At 71.5% G+C, this 17,885-nt stretch carries 21 protein-coding genes; 14 read left to right on the top strand and 7 right to left on the bottom strand.

Annotated features, from left to right (window positions below):
• Positions 1–27 precede the first annotated feature (27 nt).
• Positions 28–771, bottom strand: coding sequence for a phytanoyl-CoA dioxygenase family protein (locus ACIBKY_RS38350; protein WP_397104726.1), 744 nt, complete (start codon positions 769–771; stop codon positions 28–30).
• A gap of 185 nt (positions 772–956) precedes the next feature.
• Between ACIBKY_RS38350 and ACIBKY_RS38345 the strand changes: the two genes are divergently transcribed.
• A complete protein-coding gene (locus ACIBKY_RS38345) occupies positions 957–2,177 on the top strand; it encodes a vanadium-dependent haloperoxidase (RefSeq protein WP_397104724.1) in 1,221 nt (406 codons plus the stop codon).
• Between the two features lie 229 nt (positions 2,178–2,406).
• Here the strand turns inward: ACIBKY_RS38345 and ACIBKY_RS38340 are convergent, their stop codons facing one another.
• Together ACIBKY_RS38340 and ACIBKY_RS38335 are read right to left on the bottom strand one after the other, a co-directional pair.
• Entirely contained in the window at positions 2,407–3,312 is a 906-nt protein-coding gene (locus ACIBKY_RS38340) for a DUF4097 family beta strand repeat-containing protein (RefSeq protein ID WP_397104722.1), read from the bottom strand.
• Between the two features lie 33 nt (positions 3,313–3,345).
• Positions 3,346–3,855: an Arc family DNA-binding protein gene (locus tag ACIBKY_RS38335; protein WP_397104720.1), complete on the bottom strand. Its 510-nt coding sequence runs from the start codon at positions 3,853–3,855 to the stop codon at positions 3,346–3,348.
• Between the two features lie 76 nt (positions 3,856–3,931).
• Between ACIBKY_RS38335 and ACIBKY_RS38330 the strand changes: the two genes are divergently transcribed.
• On the top strand, positions 3,932–4,855 hold the full coding sequence (locus ACIBKY_RS38330; RefSeq protein WP_397104718.1) for a GNAT family N-acetyltransferase: 924 nt from the start codon (positions 3,932–3,934) through the stop codon (positions 4,853–4,855).
• A gap of 32 nt (positions 4,856–4,887) precedes the next feature.
• The gene (locus ACIBKY_RS38325; RefSeq protein WP_397104716.1) at positions 4,888–6,357 is read left to right on the top strand and encodes an AAA family ATPase; all 1,470 of its coding nucleotides are present in this window, start codon (positions 4,888–4,890) and stop codon (positions 6,355–6,357) included.
• A 13-nt stretch (positions 6,358–6,370) separates the two neighbouring features.
• Here the strand turns inward: ACIBKY_RS38325 and ACIBKY_RS38320 are convergent, their stop codons facing one another.
• The gene (locus tag ACIBKY_RS38320; RefSeq protein ID WP_397104714.1) at positions 6,371–7,327 is read right to left on the bottom strand and encodes a radical SAM protein; all 957 of its coding nucleotides are present in this window, start codon (positions 7,325–7,327) and stop codon (positions 6,371–6,373) included.
• A 97-nt stretch (positions 7,328–7,424) separates the two neighbouring features.
• Here ACIBKY_RS38320 and ACIBKY_RS38315 point away from each other — a divergent pair, with 97 nt between their 5' ends.
• The 6 genes from ACIBKY_RS38315 to ACIBKY_RS38290 all read left to right on the top strand — a co-directional run bounded on the left by ACIBKY_RS38315 (position 7,425) and on the right by ACIBKY_RS38290 (position 10,505).
• Positions 7,425–7,748 (top strand): DMT family transporter, encoded by a 324-nt coding sequence (locus tag ACIBKY_RS38315; protein ID WP_379626433.1) that lies wholly within the window; start codon positions 7,425–7,427, stop codon positions 7,746–7,748.
• Entirely contained in the window at positions 7,745–8,278 is a 534-nt protein-coding gene (locus ACIBKY_RS38310; protein ID WP_397104712.1) for a TetR/AcrR family transcriptional regulator, read from the top strand. The genes ACIBKY_RS38315 and ACIBKY_RS38310 overlap by 4 nt, the downstream gene beginning before the upstream one ends.
• Before the next feature lie 20 nt (positions 8,279–8,298).
• Positions 8,299–8,856, top strand: a complete 558-nt coding sequence (locus ACIBKY_RS38305; RefSeq protein WP_397104710.1) for a GNAT family N-acetyltransferase — start codon at positions 8,299–8,301, stop codon at positions 8,854–8,856.
• Entirely contained in the window at positions 8,853–9,863 is a 1,011-nt protein-coding gene (locus ACIBKY_RS38300) for an aminotransferase class V-fold PLP-dependent enzyme (RefSeq protein ID WP_397104708.1), read from the top strand. The genes ACIBKY_RS38305 and ACIBKY_RS38300 overlap by 4 nt, the downstream gene beginning before the upstream one ends.
• Positions 9,860–10,162 (top strand): DUF952 domain-containing protein, encoded by a 303-nt coding sequence (locus tag ACIBKY_RS38295; protein ID WP_397104706.1) that lies wholly within the window; start codon positions 9,860–9,862, stop codon positions 10,160–10,162. Before ACIBKY_RS38300 ends, ACIBKY_RS38295 begins: the two co-directional genes overlap by 4 nt.
• Positions 10,163–10,289: 127 nt before the next feature.
• Positions 10,290–10,505 carry a hypothetical protein gene (locus ACIBKY_RS38290; protein WP_397104704.1) on the top strand — a complete coding sequence of 72 codons (216 nt, stop codon included), beginning with the start codon at positions 10,290–10,292 and terminating at the stop codon, positions 10,503–10,505.
• Between the two features lie 58 nt (positions 10,506–10,563).
• On the opposite strand, the gene sigJ is transcribed toward ACIBKY_RS38290, so the two are convergent.
• Entirely contained in the window at positions 10,564–11,478 is a 915-nt protein-coding gene (gene sigJ, locus ACIBKY_RS38285; RefSeq protein WP_397104702.1) for an RNA polymerase sigma factor SigJ, read from the bottom strand.
• A 115-nt stretch (positions 11,479–11,593) separates the two neighbouring features.
• Here sigJ and ACIBKY_RS38280 point away from each other — a divergent pair, with 115 nt between their 5' ends.
• Positions 11,594–12,112 carry a YceI family protein gene (locus ACIBKY_RS38280; protein ID WP_397104700.1) on the top strand — a complete coding sequence of 173 codons (519 nt, stop codon included), beginning with the start codon at positions 11,594–11,596 and terminating at the stop codon, positions 12,110–12,112.
• Between the two features lie 57 nt (positions 12,113–12,169).
• Here ACIBKY_RS38280 and ACIBKY_RS38275 read toward each other — a convergent pair whose 3' ends face one another.
• Positions 12,170–12,592 carry a MerR family transcriptional regulator gene (locus ACIBKY_RS38275; RefSeq protein ID WP_397104698.1) on the bottom strand — a complete coding sequence of 141 codons (423 nt, stop codon included), beginning with the start codon at positions 12,590–12,592 and terminating at the stop codon, positions 12,170–12,172.
• A 38-nt stretch (positions 12,593–12,630) separates the two neighbouring features.
• On the opposite strand from ACIBKY_RS38275, the gene ACIBKY_RS38270 reads away from it, so the two are divergent.
• From ACIBKY_RS38270 to ACIBKY_RS38260, 3 genes are all read left to right on the top strand, one after another.
• Entirely contained in the window at positions 12,631–13,248 is a 618-nt protein-coding gene (locus ACIBKY_RS38270; protein ID WP_397104696.1) for a class I SAM-dependent methyltransferase, read from the top strand.
• A 29-nt stretch (positions 13,249–13,277) separates the two neighbouring features.
• Positions 13,278–13,631: a nuclear transport factor 2 family protein gene (locus ACIBKY_RS38265; protein ID WP_397104694.1), complete on the top strand. Its 354-nt coding sequence runs from the start codon at positions 13,278–13,280 to the stop codon at positions 13,629–13,631.
• 1,443 nt (positions 13,632–15,074) lie between these two features.
• Entirely contained in the window at positions 15,075–15,314 is a 240-nt protein-coding gene (locus tag ACIBKY_RS38260; protein WP_397104692.1) for a hypothetical protein, read from the top strand.
• Between the two features lie 101 nt (positions 15,315–15,415).
• On the opposite strand, the gene ACIBKY_RS38255 is transcribed toward ACIBKY_RS38260, so the two are convergent.
• Positions 15,416–15,880, bottom strand: coding sequence for a hypothetical protein (locus tag ACIBKY_RS38255; protein ID WP_397104690.1), 465 nt, complete (start codon positions 15,878–15,880; stop codon positions 15,416–15,418).
• A gap of 315 nt (positions 15,881–16,195) precedes the next feature.
• Here ACIBKY_RS38255 and ACIBKY_RS38250 point away from each other — a divergent pair, with 315 nt between their 5' ends.
• On the top strand, positions 16,196–17,881 hold the full coding sequence (locus ACIBKY_RS38250) for an enoyl-CoA hydratase-related protein (RefSeq protein WP_397104689.1): 1,686 nt from the start codon (positions 16,196–16,198) through the stop codon (positions 17,879–17,881).
• Positions 17,882–17,885 lie beyond the last annotated feature (4 nt).

Genomic DNA, 17,885 nt, shown 5'->3' with positions numbered 1-17,885 from the left:
GGGGACCCCACAAAAGCACTCCGGCGATCAGGACGCCGACAGCGCCCGCGCCAGCACGTTCACCCCCTGCCCGTCGACCGGTTCCTTCAGCATGATGGGCCCCTGCGACATGAACCGGGGCTCGGTGCCGCGGTGCTCGTCGGCGGCGTGCACGGTGTAGGGGTGCAGCAGGTACACATCTCCCGGCGCCCCCGTCGCGTACGCCAGCGGCCGGAGCGCACTGGCCTCATCCACCAGCGGCCCGGCCACCATCGCGTCCAGCACCTGCCCGCCCGGCGCCTGCTCGCCCAGCACCGCGAAGGCGTCGCGATGGGAGCCCACCCGCACCCGCGTCGGCGCGTCGTCCGGCCCCACGTGCGACAGCAGCACCAGCAGCAACATCGTGCGCGAACGGCCGCTGACGCCCCAGCTGCCGTCGGGACGCGGGGTGTTGGAGTCGATGTGCCAGCCGCGATCGTCGGCCGGCGGCAGGCGCGGGAAGCGCACGGGCACCATGCCCAGCGCCCCGCGCGGCAGCCAGCCGCCCGGCCCGGCCACCGCGTCGTAGGCCGCGTGCAGCCGCGGGCTCCGCATGATCTGCCCGCACGGGCCCTCTCCGGTGGTGTCCATCGCCCACACGACCGGCTCGCGCCAGGAAGCCGGATCGTCGGGCGACAGGCCGATCTGGCGCCACAGCAGCAGGCGGGCCGCATCGGCCACCTCCGGCTCGGCGACCGCCTCCACTTTGACGAAACCGTCTGCGGCGAAACGCTCCACGTCGATGACATCCATGCCCGCCACGCTAACGACCGTGTCCACCGATTTAGTCCACCGATTTAGTCCACCGATTTAGGTCCACCGATTCACCCCTGCCCCACCCCAGAGCCGCAGGCCAACGCACGGGTAGGGGTTGCCGCCGATCGGCGGCGGCACGAGCGTTACGCCCAGGCAATCCCACAGAGAGGACCACCGGCTCGATGTCGCGCTTATCCCGCATAGCGGCCGTGCTCGTGCTGGCCGTACTTCCGATCACCCTCACCTCGACCTCCGCGGCCGCGCGCACCACCAGCGCGGTCGACGTCGCCCTGGAGTGGTACGACGCCTCCGCCCTGACCGTCAGGCTCGGCGGCGCCTCCGCCGCGGCGACCAACTCGCGCGTGTGGGCGATCGGCTGGACGGCGGCCACCCGCGCGCTGGTGCGTCAGCCGCTGGCCCCGGCCGCCTACCAGCAGGCCGCGCTGGCCTCGGCCGTGCACGCGGCCCTGCTCGACTTCGCGCCGCCCGGAAAGCCGCAGCTGGACGCGGTCCTGGCCGGCACGCTGGCGCGCATCCCCGACGGGCAGGCCAAGGAGCGCGGGATCGCCGCCGGCAAGGCCGCCACCGCCGCCCTGCTGGCCGAGCGCGCCGGCGACGGCCTGGACCCGGCTTCCGTCGATGCCGCCTACCACCCGCAGCCGGTCGCGCCGGGCATCTGGCAGCCCACCCCGCCGGCCCACGCCCCCGGCATCCAGTACGGCCTGCGCCGGGCCAAGCCGTTCCTGCTGACCGGCGGCAGCCAGTTCCGTCCCACGCCCGACCCCCTCGGCTCCGAGCGCTACCTGCGCGACATGGAGGAAGTCCGCGTCTACGGGTCCGCCGACTCCACCGCCCGCACGCCCGAGCAGACCGCGGTGGCGCAGTTCTGGGCCACCACCCCGCTGCCGATCTTCACCCAGGTGCTGCGGGGGGCGCTGGAGCAGAAGGCGTCGTGGCCGCTGGCCGCCCGCGCCGGGCTGGTGGCCGCCTTCCACGTGGCCTCCGTCGACACGCAGATCGCCACCGCCGACGCCAAGTACGCGCATGTGCGCTGGCGGCCGGTGACCGCGCTGCGCGCCGCGGGCCACACCGGCTGGACGCCGCTGCACGAGACCCCGCCCCACCCCGACTACGTCAGCGGCCACGCCGCCTACGCCGGGGCCGCCGAGCAGGTCCTCACCGCGCTGACCGGTCCCCGCCCGGCCCGGCCCATCACCGCCTCCAGCGTGGTGGCGCCCGGGGCGGACCGCACCTACACCTCCTGGCGGCAGTTCACCCAGGAGAACCTGGACGCGCGCGTCTGGTCGGGCATCCACACCCGCAACGCCGACGACGCCGGCGCGCACCTGGGCCGGCGGGTGGCGCTGCACTCCCTGCTGCACCTGCCCGGCCTGCTCTTCTAGCCGCCACCGCTCTCGGCGGCCACACCGCCGGGGGCCTGGGTGGAAGACCGGTGGCGGGCCCCACCCCCAGGGCCCGTCACTACCGGCGCCTGTTCCCCGTGCCCGGGGGACAGGCGCCGCTTCCGCTCCCGCGACGCCCACCCCTCGCCCACCCCTCGCCCACCCCCGCGCAGTCGCCCCCGCGCGGTGCACCTGCGCGTGCTCTGCCCCGGCGCGTAAGGCGGGGTGGTCAGGCGCGGCGGATCGTGATGTCGCCCTCGTGGCTGCGGGCGCGGATCTCGACCGTCTCCTCGAACCCCTCCGGCCCCTCGCGGGCCTGCAGGGTGTTGACCAGCCGCCCCTCGGCCGTGCTCACATCCAGCAGCGCCGCCGTGCCCTGGCCGATGCCGACCTCCAGGTCGCCGCCGGTGCTCGTCAGGACCACGCTGCCGCGCCTGACCTGCCCGATCCGCACGCTGCCGTACACCGTCTTGGCCTCGACGCCGCCGTGGGCGCGCTCGACCCGCATGTCGCCGTGCACGCCGCTCAGCCGCAGCTCGCCGGTGACCTCGCCGATGGCGCACTCGCCGTCGTCGTTCCTGATGACGGCGCTGCCGTCGATCTCGTGGATCCTGACCTCGCCGGAGCCGGTGGTGATCTCGGCGCGGCCGTGGGCGCGCTCGAGGGTGATCTCGCCGCTGTCGGTGGTCAGGCGGACCGCGCCGGCCTGGTCGAGGCGGATGTCGCCGTGGTCGGTACGCAGCCGGACCTCGCCCAGCCGCCCGGTGCAGCGAAACTCCCCGGCCGGCGCCTCGCCCTGCACGTGTGAGCCGGTCGGCACCTCGATCGTCACGCTGGGTGAGGGCTGCCCCCATTCGCCCAGCATGCGCATCAGCCGCGACAGGCTCCAGCCGGGCTGCCCGCCGGCGGTGGCGGCCGCCTGCCGTACCACGCCGGACAGGCCCGGCTCGCGCGGCGCGGCGGAGACCACCAGGGTGGCACCGTCGTAGACGGCCTGCACCTCTTCCTCCTGCTCGCCGTCGCCCGGCCGCACGTCGAGCACGGTGTCGGTGCGGTCGCTGGCGATGATCGTGATCTCGCCGCCGGGCAGGTCGATCCTGACCGTGATCGGCTCGGGTGTGTCGAACGTCGGCATGGGAACCTCCTGAAAGATGCCGGTGTGGACCGCTCAGCCGACCCAGCCGCTGTAGCGGCGCCCGCCGGCGGCGGAGCGGCGCGGGCCGCGGCGGCCGGCCGACTCGAACGTGGCGGCGACGGCGCGCACGAGCCAGGTGTTGACCGACAGGCCCTCCTGCCGCGCGGCCTCCTCGATCTGGCCTTTGAGCTGCTCGGGCAGGCGGAAGTTGATCCGCGCGGTGCCGCCGTCCTTGCCCGCGGCGACGGGCGCCTCCGCCTCCGCCTCCTCCTCGGGGGGCCGGTCGAAGCCGTGCTCGGCGGGCGAGCGCGTCAGGACGAAGGCGGGGTCGCCGCGGCGCAGGCGCACCTCCACCGAGCCGGGAGCCAGCTCGCGGGTGATCTCGTCGGCGGCCTCCGACAACGCCTCCAGCAAGATGAGCCGCACGGAGGACTCCAGGGGCGCGGCGAGCCGCCCGGCCAGCGCGACCGCCTCCTCGCCGCCGCCCTGCGCGGCGACGGCCAGCTCCCGGCGGAGCCGGTCGGCGTACGACGTGAGATCCATGACGCCACTATGGCGCCAATGAGGCGCCAACGCAAGCCAGAATGGCATCAGGACAAAGGGGCGCTAACCTGCCCACGTGATTGCCTACCGCCCCACCACCCCCGCCGACCTCGAACGCGTCACCGCCTGGACCGTGCGCGAGCCCGTCGGCTGGATCGACGCCGAGCGCTACCTCACCGACCTGGCCGAGGGCATGTACCGCCCGGAATGGACCTGGATCGCCGAGGACGCGGGCGGCCGCATGGTGGGCCGGGCGCTGTGGTGGGGACCGGCCGCCGCCCCGCACCCGGTCGCGCTCGACTGCCTGGACGTCGACCCGGCGGCACCCGGGCGCACGGCGATCGCGGCCCGGCTGATCGGCGCGGCGCTGGCGTCCCTGCCGGGGCCCGTGCAGTACGCCATCAAGGCCGCCGGCGGCTGGCGCGAGGAGCCCGCCACCGCGGCCGCCGTGGGCTGGCGGCGCGCGGCCGCGCACGCCGCCGGGCTGAAGCGCGAGGTCGAACGGCTGCAGTTCGCCTGGACACCCGAGGTCGGCGTGCCCGCCGCCACCGGAGCGCTGCGCTTCACCGAAGCCGGCGACGAGGAGTTCCTGGCCGTGTTCGAGCGCATCGCCGAGGGCAGCCTGGACGCGCAGACCCGCGCGCTCCTCGCGGCCAAGGGCGCGCGCGCCGGCGCCCGCGAGGAGATGGACTTCTACCTGAACGCGCCGGGGGAGCGGCACTGGTGGCGCCTGGCCCGCACCCCCGACGGGCAGGTGGCGGGCCTGGCGATCCCGTCGGCCACGCCGTACCACGTCAACGTGGGCTATCTCGGCGTGGTGCCGGAGCTGCGCGGGCGCGGCTACGTCGATGAGATCCTCGGCGAGATCACCCGCCTGCACGCCGGCAACGGCGCGCCGCGCATCACCGCCACCACCGACCTCGGCAACACCCCCATGGCGGCCGCCTTCCGGCGCGCCGGCTACCAGGTCACCGAGATCCGGCTGAACCTGTCCACCTGACCCGCCGCGCGGTGATCTGCCACTGTATGTCCATGGATCTCAGCGACGCCACGAAGCTGGCCCGAGCCCTCGAAGAGCTTCTCCGGGACGCCCATCACGAGATCAACCAGTCCAAGCCGACCCCTGAGCTGGTCGCCCGCGTCACCGGCCACCTGGGCAGCCCGCTGCGGCACATCGCCAACGTGCTCGCCGCCTTCCCCGCCTGGGAGCACGTCAACCTCCAGCGCGGCATCGACGCCTACCTGGCCGAACACGCCCCGCACGCCCAGTGGTTCGGCATCGCCGGCCAGGGCCGCGAGCACGAGGACTTCGTCAACATGCTCGCCAGCGCCGCCCGCGGCTACGAACGCTTCGAGCCCGGCGCCGTCGACTACACCACCGCGCCCATCGGCCCGGACGAGACGGTCGAAGTCATCGCGCTCGGCATGATCCTGGCCCGCTCACCCGACGGCCTGCCGGTCGTCATCGGGCTGCGCGGCCCGCAGCAGCACGGCCCGCCCATGAGCAACGTCGTCGTGCTGGCCACCGACCGCACGATCGCCACCCGCACCCGGGAGGCGATCGAGGGGCACATGCGCGCCCACGACATCTACCGCGGCCAGATCCTGTCGTTCGCATGGAGCGAGCACCGCGGCAACGACCTGGTCACCTTCCTGCCCCGCCCCCAGGTGAGCGCCGAGCAGGTCGTCCTGCCCGAGGGCGTGCTGGACAGCATCGAGCGCCACATCATCGGGATCGGCGAGCACGCCGTACGGCTGCGCGAGCACGGCCAGCACCTCAAACGCGGCCTGCTGCTGCACGGCCCGCCCGGCACCGGCAAGACCCACACCGCCCGCTACCTGATGGGCCGCATGCGCCAGTGCACCGTCATCGTGATGACCGGCTCGGCGATCCGGTTCGTCACCCAGGCGGCGGGCCTGGCCAGGCGGCTGCAGCCGGCGATCGTCATCCTGGAGGACGTCGACCTGGTCGCCCGCGACCGCTCCTACACCGAGGACGGCAACCCGCTGCTGTTCGCGCTGCTGGACGCGATGGACGGCGTGGGCGCCGACGCCGACGTCACCTTCGTGCTCACCACCAACCGCGCCGACGTGCTGGAGCGCGCGCTGGCCGACCGTCCCGGCCGCGTGGACCTGGCGGTGCGCATCCCCAAGCCGGACGCGGCAGGCCGCCGGGAACTGCTGCGCCTGTACGCGCGCGACATGCGGCTGGAGGCCGACCTGGAGCCGATCGTGGAGCGCACCGAGGGCGCGACCGCCTCGTTCTTCAAGGAACTGCTGCGCCGGGCGGTCCTGATCGCGCTCCGGCGGGCCGGCACCGTCACCACGCTCACCGGCGAGCACCTCGGCCGGGCGCTGGAGGAGATGCTGGATGAGCGCCAGACGCTGACCCGGGCGCTGCTCGGCTCCGGCGAACGCGTGCACGAGGGCGGGGACGCAGACCTGTTCGACACCCCGGCCCCGATGTTCGGCCCCGGCATGCACCACCTGCACGGCCCCTGATCACGGCCCCGGCTTACACCAGGGCGAGCTGCGCCGCCTTGGGCACGAGCGGGGGAGGGGGAGCGGGGGCGCCGAAGTCGAGGTGGTAGCCGCGGCACAACTGCTCGATCTGGCCGAGGATGCGTTGCTCGTAGCCCGGCGCCGGCAACCCGGCCGGATCGTAGAGCTCCTCGTAGCGCTCGGCCAGCGCCGGATGGGCCCGCCGCAGCCACGTCATGTACCAGGCGCGGGTGGCCGGCGGCAGGCGCAGCACGATCGCCTCCACCCCGCCCGCGCCACTGGCCGCGATCCGCCGCACGGTCGCGCCCAGCTGGTCGGCGGCGTCGCTCAGCAGCGGCAGCACCGGCGCCATCAGCACCCGGCACGCCACCCCGGCCTCCACCAGCGCCGCCACCAGCTCCAGGCGGGCCTGCGCCCCGGGCGCGCCCGGCTCGACCGCCCGCCGGATGCGCTCGTCGACGAACGCGATCGAGACCGCCACCCGCGCGCCGGCCTCCGCCAGCACCTCGGCATCGCGCAGCACCAGCGAGCTCTTGGTGTAGACGGTGAACGGCACACCCGCATCACGCAGCGCCGCCACCACGCCCGGCATCAGCCGGTAGGTGCGCTCGGCCTCCTGGTAGCAGTCGCCGCTCAGCCCCACCGCGACCGGCGCGCCGTCGAAACGCTCCAGCTCCGCCCGCAGCCGCGCCACGGCGTTGGCCTTGACCACGATCCGGGTGTCGAAGTCGCGCCCGGCATCCAGCCCGAGCCGGCGATGCCCGGCGCGGGCGCCGCAGCCGCGGCAGGCATGGGCGCAGCCGCGATAGGGGGAGATGCCCCACTGCTGAGCGATGCCCGCGACCGGCGGCACCCGCTCGATCATGGTGCGGGCCTGGGTCTCGTAGAAGCCGCCGCGCAGCACCGCACGCCGTTCGATCAGCGGCTTGTGCTCGCCGGCCTCGAGTAGCGAAAGCGCGTCCCACTCCACGAGCCCAAGTGGAACACGTATTCGACTGTGTTGGCAAGCGGATCCGCCGCATCTAAACTGGAACAGACGTACCACTTTTTGGAAGGGCACCACCCCCATGGCCTGGCTCCTGCTCGCCCTCGCCATCGCCAGCGAGATCGCCGCGACCTCCGCACTCAAACTCGCCAACGGCTTCACCCACCTCGGCTGGAGCATCCTGGTCATCGCCGGCTACGCCACCTCCTTCGCCCTGCTCGGCAAGGCCCTGCAACTCCAGCTGGAGATGGGCACCGCCTACGCCATCTGGTCCGGCGCCGGCACCGCGGCCATCGCCCTCATCGGCTTCGCGTTCATGGGCGAGAGCCTGTCCCCGCTCAAGATCGGCGGTATCGTGCTCATCATCGCCGGCGTCGTCGTCCTCAACCTCGCGGGAACCCATTGACCAAAAAACCCCAGGCCCGCGCCACCCAGCGCCGCACCGCCCTGCTCAACGCCGCCGTCGGCCTGCTCACCGAGAGCGGCTTCGCCGCCCTGACCCACCGCGCCGTCGCCCGGCGCGCCGCCCTGCCCCTGGCCGCCACCACCTACTACTTCGCCTCCCGCGACGACCTGCTCGCCGAAGCCTTCACCCACCTGGTCGAACGCGAACTCGGCCACCTGCGCGCACACGGCCTCACCGGCCTGGCCGACGACCTGGCCAACGCCGACCGCCCGCACCAGCTCGGCCTGTGGGAACTGTACGTGCACGCCGGCCGCGACCCCGCCCTGCAGGCGATCGCCCGCCGCTGGAGCGACGGCTGCCTGGCCGTCACCGCCGGCCACCTCGGCCTGCCCCCCGCCCACCCCCGCGCCCGCCTGCTGTACGCCACCGTCTGCGCCCTGTGGCTGGAACACGTCGTCGAACAACGCCCCCTGGAGGACCTGCGCACCCTGCTGGCGCTCGCGCTGGAAAACGCCTCGCGTCCCGAATGACCGATGCCTACACTTCGTCCGTGCTCAAACCCACCTACCCGATCACCACCGAACGCCTCACCCTGCGCGGCTTCACCCCCGAAGACCTCCACGACCTGCACGCCTACGAATCCCTGCCCGAAGTGGCCCGCTACCTCTACTGGGAACCACGCGACCTCGACACCACCCGCGCCTTCCTGGACAAGAAGATCGCCCGCACCGCCCTGCTCGACGAAGGCGAAGCGATCGACGTGGCCGTCACCCTCACCGAGACCGGCGAACTCGTCGGCAACTGCGTGCTGATCTGGACCAGCAAACAGCACCGCCAGGGCGAGATCGGCTACGTGCTGCACCCCCGGTTCCACGGCCGCGGCTACGCCGCCGAAGCCACCCGCCCCCTGCTCGGCCTCGGCTTCGACGACCTCGGCCTGCACCGCATCGTCGGCCGCCTCGACGCCCGCAACCGCGCCTCCGCCCGCGTCCTGGAAAAACTCGGCATGCGCCGCGAGGCCCACCTCCTCGACAACGAATACGTCAAGGGACAATGGGCCAGCGAAATCGTCTACGCCATGCTCGCCCGCGAATGGCACCACCCATGACCACCTGGCACACCCTGTGGGACGCCCGCCCCGGCTGGCTCAACACCGCCAGCTACGGCCTGCCGCCCCGCCAGGCCTACACCGAACTGCAGACCGTCCTGGACCAGTGGCGCCACGGCAGCAGCGACTGGAAGCCCTGGGAGGCCAGCGTCGGCCGCGCCCGCACCGCCTTCGCCCACCTCATCGGCGCACCACCGGCCGACATCACCGTCAGCTCCACCGCCTCCCAGATCAACTCCACCATCGCCACCGCCCTGCCCGGCCGCGCCCGCGTCCTGGTCCCCGACATCGAGTTCACCAGCAACGTCTTTCCCTGGGCCGTGGCCGCCGAGGTCGAGACCGCTCCCGTCGCCCGCCTGGCCGAGCACATCACCCCCGCCACCACCGCCGTCGCCTTCAGCCTCATCCAGTCGGCCACCGGCGAACGCGCCCCCCTGGCCGACATCATCACCGCCGCCCGCCGGCACGACACCCTCGTCATCACCGACGCCAGCCAGGCCTGCGGATGGCTGCCGATCACCCTCGACGGCATCGACGCCCTGGTCTGCGCCGCCTACAAATGGCTCATGGCCCCGCGCGGCGCCGCCTACGGCTATCTCTCGCCCCGCCTGCGCGAGCGCATGCGCCCCCTGGCCGCCAACTGGTACAGCGCCCCCGACCCCGCCACCGCCTTCTACGGCATGCCCCTGCGCGTGGCCGACGACGCGCGCGCCTTCGACCTGTCACCGGCCTGGTTCTGCCACGTCGGCGCCGCCCCCGCCCTCGAACTGCTCACCACCCTCGGCGTACACGCCGTCGGCGCCCACAACCTCGCCCTGGCCGACCACGTACGCGCCGGAATCGGCCTGCCCCCGGGCGACAGCCCCATCCTGTCCCTGCGCGCCGACCCCGCCCGCCTGGCCGCCGCCGGCATCACCGCCGCCACCCGCGCCGGCCGCGCCCGCCTGTCCTTCCACGCCTACAACACCCTCGCCGACGCCGAGCGCGCCCTGGAGGCCCTGTCATGATCCTGCACCTGGCCCTGGCTGCCGACTGGCACGCCACCGGACCCGGCGGCTACCAGATCTCCACCCTCGGCAAAACCCTGCAGGAAGTCGGCTTCATCCACTGCAGCCACGACCACGCCCAGCTCGACCAGGTCGCCGCCACCTTCTACGCCGGCGTCACCGAGCCGCTGCTGGTCCTGCACATCGACCCCACCGGCCTGGACGTGCGCGAAGAGAACGGCTTCCCCCACCTGTACGGCCCCCTGCCCGTCGCCAGCGTCACCGCCACCCACCCCTTCTCCGCGGTACGGCCGGCCTAACAACAAACCTTTTCAGGGCTGTAGTCCGGTTTTGTCCTTGCCTTGAGCCGTCCCCGGGCAGATTCCCCCTGACCACCACGGGGGACACCATGGCATCGCACAAGGCCACCGACACCACCAGCTCCGCATGCGCGGCTGGCAAGTACCCGCCTACCCCCTGCCCGCCGACCGGCAGGACACCATCATCCAGCGCATCCTCATCCGGCACGGCATCGGCATCGGCATCGGCATCGACGAGATCTCCCTGCTGGCCACCGACATCCGCCACGCCCTGCACCGCCTGACCGCCGGCACACCCGCCGAACTACCCGCCGACGTCGCCCGGATCCCCTTCCACCACTGACCCGGGCTCACGCCAGGCAAGGGCGTAACGCAGCAGGAGATGACGGCGAAACCGCACCTCAGTCCATGCTCCACGAGCGCAGCTTGTGAGGATTGCGCACACCCCAGATGCGCTGGATCCGATCACCGGCGACCTCGAACGCCATCACCACCACCGTGACCCCGTCGTGCACCGCCACCAGACCAGGCTGGCCATTGACCGTGCGCTCCACCACCGACATCCCCGGCACCAGCCGCGCGATCTCCACGATGTAGCCCGCGATCGCCGACGCACCCTCCACCGGACGCAACGCCGCGCTCACCACGCCGCCGCCATCACCCACCGCCGTCGCATCCGGAGCCAGCAACCCCACCAGCGCCTCGATGTCCTGGGCCTCCCACGCCCGCTTGAACTCCCGCACCACATCCGCCTGCCGCGCCACCGCGGCACGCGGCACCCGCGCCTCCCGCACCCGCCGCCGCGCCGACGAAGCCAGCTGACGGCACGCCGCCGCACTGCGCCCGACGATCTCACCCACCTCGGCGAAGGAATACCGGAACACATCATGCAAGATGAACGCCACCCGCTCCGCCGGCGTCATCGACTCCAGCACCACGAGAAACGCCATGTTCAGCGACTCATCCAGCGTCACCCGATCCGCCGGATCCACCACCGCGCCACCCAGCCGCCCCGCCGCCCAATCCGTACGATCGGGCAACGGCTCCGGAAGCCACTCACCCACGTACGACTCCCGCCGCACCCGCGCCGAACCCAGCACATCCAGGCAGATACGGCTGGCCACCTTCGTCAGCCACGCCCCCGGAGACTCGATCGCCTCCTGCCGCTCCCGCGACATCGCATACCAGCGCACATACGTCTCCTGCACCACATCCTCGGCATCAGCCAGCGACCCCAGCAGCCGATACGCCAAATTGATCAACTGCCGCCGCTCACTCATGATCGCGCTCAGGCCCGGATCGATGGAGCTGCTCATAGGGTCCCCGACTTCCTCAGATGGCTGTGCCGTCACCCCTACGACGAAACACCACCACCAAATGTGAGCTCACACCGGCACCTCACATTCCGCCCGCCCACCTCGTCGAACGACCATGACCACACTCAGCGCCCTCACCGGCGCCTACACCCTCGACCCCGCCCGCACCCGCATCGGCTTCACCGCCCGCCACACTATGGCCAGCCGCGTACACGGACACTTCACCTCCTTCGACGCCCACGCCTACCTCGACGGCGAAACCCCCACCAACTCCACCATCGACCTCACCATCCACACCCACAGCCTCCACACCCACAACCCCCAGCGCGACCAGCACCTGCTCACCCACTTCCTGGGCCTGGCCGACCACCCCACCATCACCCTCACCGCAACCGAGGTACGGCAACGCACCCCCACCAGCCTCACCCTCACCGCGAACCTCACCATCCGCGCCACCACCCGGCCCATCACCCTGGACCTGCACTACCGCCCCACCGACGACGGCCCCCACGTCAAAGCCGCCCTCACCATCAACCGCCACGACTGGCACGTCAACTGGAACGCCGCCACCACACTCCTCGTACGCCCCAACGTGACCCTCGAACTCGACGCCATCGCCACCCGCCGCCCCTAACCCCTCAGCGCCCCCAACCCCCCCAGCGCCCCTAACCCCTCAGCACGCGTGAACCCCTCAGTGCACATGCGCCCGCCCCAGCGACTCACCCGCCAGCCGCGCCCCCACCACCCCCGCCAGCCGCTCACACCCCGCCATGTCCTCATGCGGGCACCGCAACCCATGCAACAACGCCTCCCGCGCCTCATGCGCCCGCGCGATCCGCTCCTCCAACTCGGCGACCTTGCCCTCCACCAGCCGCCGCCACCGCACATCCGACGGCGCCCGCAACTCCAGCAGCCGCCCTGTCTCCCGCAACGAGAACCCCGCATCCCGCAACACCAGAATCCGCCCGACCAGCTCCACCAACGACTCCGGATAACATCGCCGCCCCCCAACCCGCTCCGGCGCCGCAATCAACCCCAGCTCCTCGTAATAACGCAACGCCGAAGCCGCCACCCCGGTACGCGCCGCAAGCTGCCCAATACTCAGATCAGCCATCTTGACCTCAAGCCTCCTTGAAGACCTTGACTGGCCCCATGAAACAACGCCTCATCACCGCCATCATCGGCCAGTTCCACCGTCCCCACGGCGCCGGGGGACACCTCGCCGGCTGGATCATGGCCCACCGCGCCTCCAACCGCCGGCGCAACCAATGGACCGTCTCCCTGCTCGACGTCCGGCCCACCGACCACATCCTCGAAATCGGCTTCGGCCCCGGCCTGGCCATCGCCCACCTCACCCGCCACGCCACCCACGGCACGATCTACGGCATCGACCACTCCGCCGTCATGCTCCGCCACGCCACCCGCCGCAACGCCGCCGCCATCCGCGCCCACCGCGTCACCCTCCGGCAGGCCACCGCCGAACACCCACCCGCCCCCGGACAACCCCTCGACGCCATCGTCACCATCAACACCTTCGGCATGTGGCCCAACCCCACCGCAACCCTGACCCACCTGCGCACCCTGCTCAAACCCGGCGGCCGCATCGCCATCACCAGCCAGCCCCGCACCCCCGGCGCCACCCCCGAGACCTCGGCCCAAGCCGCCCGCGACATCACCCGGCACCTCACCGAAGCCGGATACACCCACACCCGCGCCGAAACCCTCGACCTCACCCCGCCCGCCGTATGCGTCCTGGCCATCCGCCCCTGACACCCACACGGCACCCCTACCATCACCCCATGCCCGACACCCGCGCCCACGCCCGCCACTTCGCCGACACCTGGCAGCACGGCTGGACCCACCACGACGCCGACGCCATCCTCACCCTCTACGCCGACGACGCCGTCCACACCTCCATGCCCTTCCGCCCACCCCACCGCGGAAAAGCAGAGATCGCCACATACATCCACCGATCCTTCACCGAAGAACACGCACCCCGCGCACACTTCGGCCCACCCCTGGTGGACGGCAACCACGCCGCCATCGAATACCGCGTCACCGACGGCGACCACACCCTGGCCGGCTGCGTCTTCATCACCTTCGACAGCGACGGCCGCGCCCTAGAAACCAGGGACTACTGGCACGAGACCTAACCCCGCACCCGCGCCACCGGGGGAGCACCCACCGGCGCCGGACCGGGAGCCACCGGCGCCGGCGCACCCGGCGCCGCACCCACCCGAACCGCCCGCACCGCCGGCTCGGCACGCTCCGCGCACCCACCCTGGCAATACCCGTTCGACACGATCAACCGCCCACGCGCCGCCGTGTACGACTCACGACCCGACGCCGGCAGCACCCCCTGACACACCTGGCACAACACTTCGTTCCCCATGCGGGTCCCCTTCCGGACGCGTACCAGATATCCAGAGTAAGCGCACCAAAACCATCCAAGGCGGCATTTCAACGACTCGTCAAGATTCTTCGTCAACCCCGCCACCGGATCCGGCACCCCGCCGCCACCCCCGACCCCGGCGGCCGCCCTGGCGCGTCCAACCTGCCCGCCGGAGTGGGGGACAGGCCACCCACCGGCCACAGGGAGTAAGGCCGCATGCCCGCGCACCGGAGCGGCGCGGGCATGCGGCAGCCGAGTCCGGGGGACCACCCCCCAGCGCCCCCACCGGGCCCGGAGCACACAAAGGACATTTCCGTGAATGTCCGAACAAGGCCATCTTTTACGGCCTCGCCCACCGATGGATCATCACGCCAGAAGCCCACCCGTGTCAATTCCCGACCAACACTTGAGATGGTGCAAATTTCGACAGTTGAACGCATGAATCCCCAGGCCACCCAGGCCATCGCACGATTATCCGGATTGCGGTCAACCGCTTTAACGCTTCACGGCCAATCACTTTCCGGAAATTCACACAGGAATATGGCAGGCACGCAAAGAAATGAGATGACAGCCGGCCACCCGCGGGGGAGCGGAGCCCCACTCGCCTGCCACACCGCATTACCCCGGCGTTCACGATCGGCCGCCGGCGGCACACCGGGGGACCGACACCATGAGTCACGACCACCCACACCCCGTACCGGCCACACGACCCGGCCACACGACCCGGGGCGCACGGCCCTCACGACAGCGTGACCCCGCACGCCAGAACCACAGGCCGGAACGGGCACCACGGAGCGCCCGCCCCGGGAACCGGCCCGGGCCGGCGCTCCCTGCTTCTCGACGAGCGGCGAGGCCTGACTCGTCCCGCCGGCCGAGCCGGCCTGTTCCTCTGGGGCGCGCCGAACACCTGGGGCAAGGCGGACGCGCCGAGAGGAGGGTCAAGATCACGTTAACTTGACATAATGTACATTATCGAGCAAACGCGGATGATCGGCCCGGCCCAGGAGAACACCGGGAGAACGTCACGCAAGCCATCCTGCCGCACCGCATCTCCCGCACCACGAACGCGCGCCGCGTCCAGAGCCGCCCACGGACGCCGAGTCGCACCCACAGCACGGCGCGCAGCGCGGCAACGGCAGGCGCCCCGGACAAGTTCGGCGGGCGCGTACGCATGATCTCGTCCGGTGCGGGCAGCACGCAGGCCATGTCAACCACGGCCCTCATCGCGCTCACCGGCGTCGTGACGGCCGGTGCCATCTGGCTCATCGTGCTGGCCGCCCGGCTCACCCGTCGCCCCCGCAACCGCCCCGCCCCCAGCGCCGACCTGGTCGACCAGGCGCTGGAGATGAAGGCGCTCGGACAGTTGCAGGAGGCGGTCTTCCTGGTCCGCGGCGAGACCGGCATGAGTCATCGCGCCGCCACACGCTTCGTCCGCCGCCTCTGAATCGCCCGCCACCAAAACACCACAAAATAGGCTATACCGGACAGAAGGTGAATTCTGTCCGGTATAGCCAACGTACTTTCACAGGGCGCGACAGGTGGCCGTCACGGCGCCTTGTACTCCTGCGCGGGCCCGCAATAGCTGATGCCGACCGGGCTGTTGCTGTAGCGGCACACCTGCACCACGACGCGGTCGATCGACCGCACACCCGAGGCGTCGGCCAGCGTCAGCGCGACCGGGACGGTGGCGTCGTCGGCCTTGACCTGCCCGCCGGCCACCTTGTCCGATCCGTGGTAGGCGCTGAAGCTGGCCCGGCTGTACATGCCGTCGGGCGCGCAGGTGGAGAACTCACGCTCGTCCGACAGGGTTCCCGCCACCTTGACCGTGGGCCTGATGACGGGGCCGGTGACCCATTCCAGGCTTCCCTCGGTGGAACCGCGCTTGCACGAGTCGCCGGAATCGGCCGCGTAGGGCACCGTCGCCGCCGCCGTGGTGGCGACGGCCGGCTGGGCGGTGAGCAGGCCCGTGGCGGCGACGGCGGCGAGCAGGAGCGGAACGCGTAGACGCATGACATCGACCTTCCGTGTGGGGGTCAGATCTGGGGCCCATCGTGGCGGAGGGGGCTTTTGATGCGCTTTTCCGCAGGGTGGGGGCCACTCCCCTGGCTTCGCCGTACCGGATAGTTGGTGATTTTGCGTGAATTGTCAGCGGGAAGTGCCGGTTCGTGTCAACATCTTGTGGCATGTACGGGTCATTTGGGGCTGCCGAAACCACTGAGGTCTGCCGCCCGGGTGCGGCCATCTGAGTGGTGTCCCCCGCCCGTCCTCTCCCCCGTTGCTGGTGGGGTGTCGTCTTTCATCGCGATCGTCCGGAGGCTGGTTCCGTTGCGCGTCCTGCTGCTTTGCTCGTCTTTCAACGGCCTGACCCAGCGTGCGTGGCTGGAGTTGCGGCGTGCCGGTCATGACGTGAGCGTGGAGCTGGCGCTGTCGGAGCGGGTGATGCTCGAGGCGGCGGAGCTGGCGAAGCCGGATGTGATTATCTGTCCGTTTTTGAAGGAGAAGGTGCCGGGGCTGCTGTTTCAGCGGCACCGGGTGGTGATCATTCATCCGGGTCCGCCCGGGGATCGGGGGCCGTCGTCGCTGGATTGGGCGATCGCGGAGGCGGAGCCGGAGTGGGGGGTGACGGCGTTGCAGGCGGTGGAGGAGATGGACGCGGGGCCGATCTGGGGGTATCGGATGTTCGCGCTGCCGGTGGAGGCGCCGCGCAAGTCGGCGCTGTACAACGGGCCGGTGGCCGATGCGGCGGTGGAGCTGGTGCTGGAGGTGGCGCGGAAGGCGGGTGAGGCGGGGTTCGTGCCGGTGCCGCTGGATTATGGGCGGCCGGAGGTGGTGGGGCGGTTGCGTCCGGCGATGCGGCATGCGGATCGGGTGGTGTCGTGGTCGGAGCCGACGGAGGCGATCGTGCGGCGGGTGCGGGCGGCCGATGGGGCGCCGGGTGGCCGGGCGGAGTTGTGCGGGCTGGCGGTGCGGGTGTTCGACGTGTATCGGGGTCCGGCGCTGGTGGGGCGGCCGGGTGAGGTGGCGGCGCGGCGTGAGGGGGCGGTGCTGGTGCATACGGGTGATGGGACGGTGTGGGTGGGTCATCTGCGGCTGGATCGTGCCGATGGGGTGAAGTTGCCGGCGGTGATGGTGCTGGGTGATCGGGTGGGTCATCTGGAGGAGCGTGCGGGTTATACGGAGATCACGTATGAGCGCAGTGCGGGGGTGGGGGTGGTGAGTTTCGATTTCTACAACGGGGCGATGTCGACCGATCAGTGCCGGAGGTTGGCGGCGGCGTTGCGGTATGCGGGTGAGCAGGACACGCGGGTGCTGGTGGTGCGGGGTGGGGAGACGTTTTCGAATGGCATTCATCTGAATGTGATCGAGGCGGCGGCGCATCCGGAGCTGGAGGCGTGGATGAACATCAACGCGATCAACGCGGTGTGCCGGGAGATCATCGAGTGTCGTGGGCAGGTGGTGGTGGCGTCGGTGGGGGGTAGTGCGGGCGCGGGTGGGGTGATGATGGCGCTGGGTGCGGATCGGGTGCTGGTGCGGGAGGGCGTGGTGCTGAATCCGCATTATCGGACGATGGGGTTGTTCGGCAGTGAGTTCTGGACGTATGTGCTGGCGCGGCGGGTGGGGGTGGGTGCGGCGGAGCGGTTGACGGAGGGGGCGTTGCCGGTGGGTGCGGCTGAGGCGGTGGAGCTGGGGCTGGCTGATCATGTGCTGGGTGGGGGCCGGTTGGAGTTCGAGCGGTCGGTGCTGGAGTTCGCGGAGCGGCTGGCCTCAGGGGTGGAGTGGGAGGCGTTGGTGGCGGCGAAGGTGGCGGCTCGTGCCGAGGATGAGCGGCGTAAGCCGTTGGATGCGTATCGGGTGGAGGAGCTGGCGGAGATGAGCCGGGACATGTTCGATGACCGGCGGGGTTTCGGGGCGGCGCGTTCGGCGTTCGTGCGTAAGGTGCGGGCGGAGGCGACGCCGGGGTATTTGGCGGTGCATCGGGATGGGTGGGGGGCGGCGGCATCTCATATGTGAGATA

Source organism: Nonomuraea sp. NPDC050394 (assembly GCF_044459065.1).
Taxonomy (GTDB): domain Bacteria; phylum Actinomycetota; class Actinomycetes; order Streptosporangiales; family Streptosporangiaceae; genus Nonomuraea.
The sequence above is the reverse complement of the archived record's forward strand: the minus strand, read 5'-3'. Positions and strand labels throughout refer to the sequence as shown.

Excerpts from the sequence above, each read along its gene's own strand:
- ACIBKY_RS38340 (WP_397104722.1), bottom strand. The coding sequence starts at position 3,312 with ATGCCGACGTTCGACACACCCGAGCCGATCACGGTCAGGATCGACCTG.
- sigJ (WP_397104702.1), bottom strand. The coding sequence starts at position 11,478 with ATGAGCAGCTCCATCGATCCGGGCCTGAGCGCGATCATGAGTGAGCGG.
- ACIBKY_RS38255 (WP_397104690.1), bottom strand. The coding sequence starts at position 15,880 with ATGCGTCTACGCGTTCCGCTCCTGCTCGCCGCCGTCGCCGCCACGGGC.
- ACIBKY_RS38315 (WP_379626433.1), top strand. The coding sequence starts at position 7,425 with ATGGCCTGGCTCCTGCTCGCCCTCGCCATCGCCAGCGAGATCGCCGCG.
- ACIBKY_RS38295 (WP_397104706.1), top strand. The coding sequence starts at position 9,860 with ATGATCCTGCACCTGGCCCTGGCTGCCGACTGGCACGCCACCGGACCC.
- ACIBKY_RS38260 (WP_397104692.1), top strand. The coding sequence starts at position 15,075 with ATGTCAACCACGGCCCTCATCGCGCTCACCGGCGTCGTGACGGCCGGT.
- ACIBKY_RS38280 (WP_397104700.1), top strand. The coding sequence starts at position 11,594 with ATGACCACACTCAGCGCCCTCACCGGCGCCTACACCCTCGACCCCGCC.
- ACIBKY_RS38300 (WP_397104708.1), top strand. The coding sequence starts at position 8,853 with ATGACCACCTGGCACACCCTGTGGGACGCCCGCCCCGGCTGGCTCAAC.
- ACIBKY_RS38270 (WP_397104696.1), top strand. The coding sequence starts at position 12,631 with ATGAAACAACGCCTCATCACCGCCATCATCGGCCAGTTCCACCGTCCC.
- ACIBKY_RS38290 (WP_397104704.1), top strand. The coding sequence starts at position 10,290 with ATGCGCGGCTGGCAAGTACCCGCCTACCCCCTGCCCGCCGACCGGCAG.
- ACIBKY_RS38335 (WP_397104720.1), bottom strand. The coding sequence starts at position 3,855 with ATGGATCTCACGTCGTACGCCGACCGGCTCCGCCGGGAGCTGGCCGTC.
- ACIBKY_RS38345 (WP_397104724.1), top strand. The coding sequence starts at position 957 with ATGTCGCGCTTATCCCGCATAGCGGCCGTGCTCGTGCTGGCCGTACTT.
- ACIBKY_RS38350 (WP_397104726.1), bottom strand. The coding sequence starts at position 771 with ATGGATGTCATCGACGTGGAGCGTTTCGCCGCAGACGGTTTCGTCAAA.
- ACIBKY_RS38275 (WP_397104698.1), bottom strand. The coding sequence starts at position 12,592 with ATGGCTGATCTGAGTATTGGGCAGCTTGCGGCGCGTACCGGGGTGGCG.
- ACIBKY_RS38325 (WP_397104716.1), top strand. The coding sequence starts at position 4,888 with ATGGATCTCAGCGACGCCACGAAGCTGGCCCGAGCCCTCGAAGAGCTT.
- ACIBKY_RS38265 (WP_397104694.1), top strand. The coding sequence starts at position 13,278 with ATGCCCGACACCCGCGCCCACGCCCGCCACTTCGCCGACACCTGGCAG.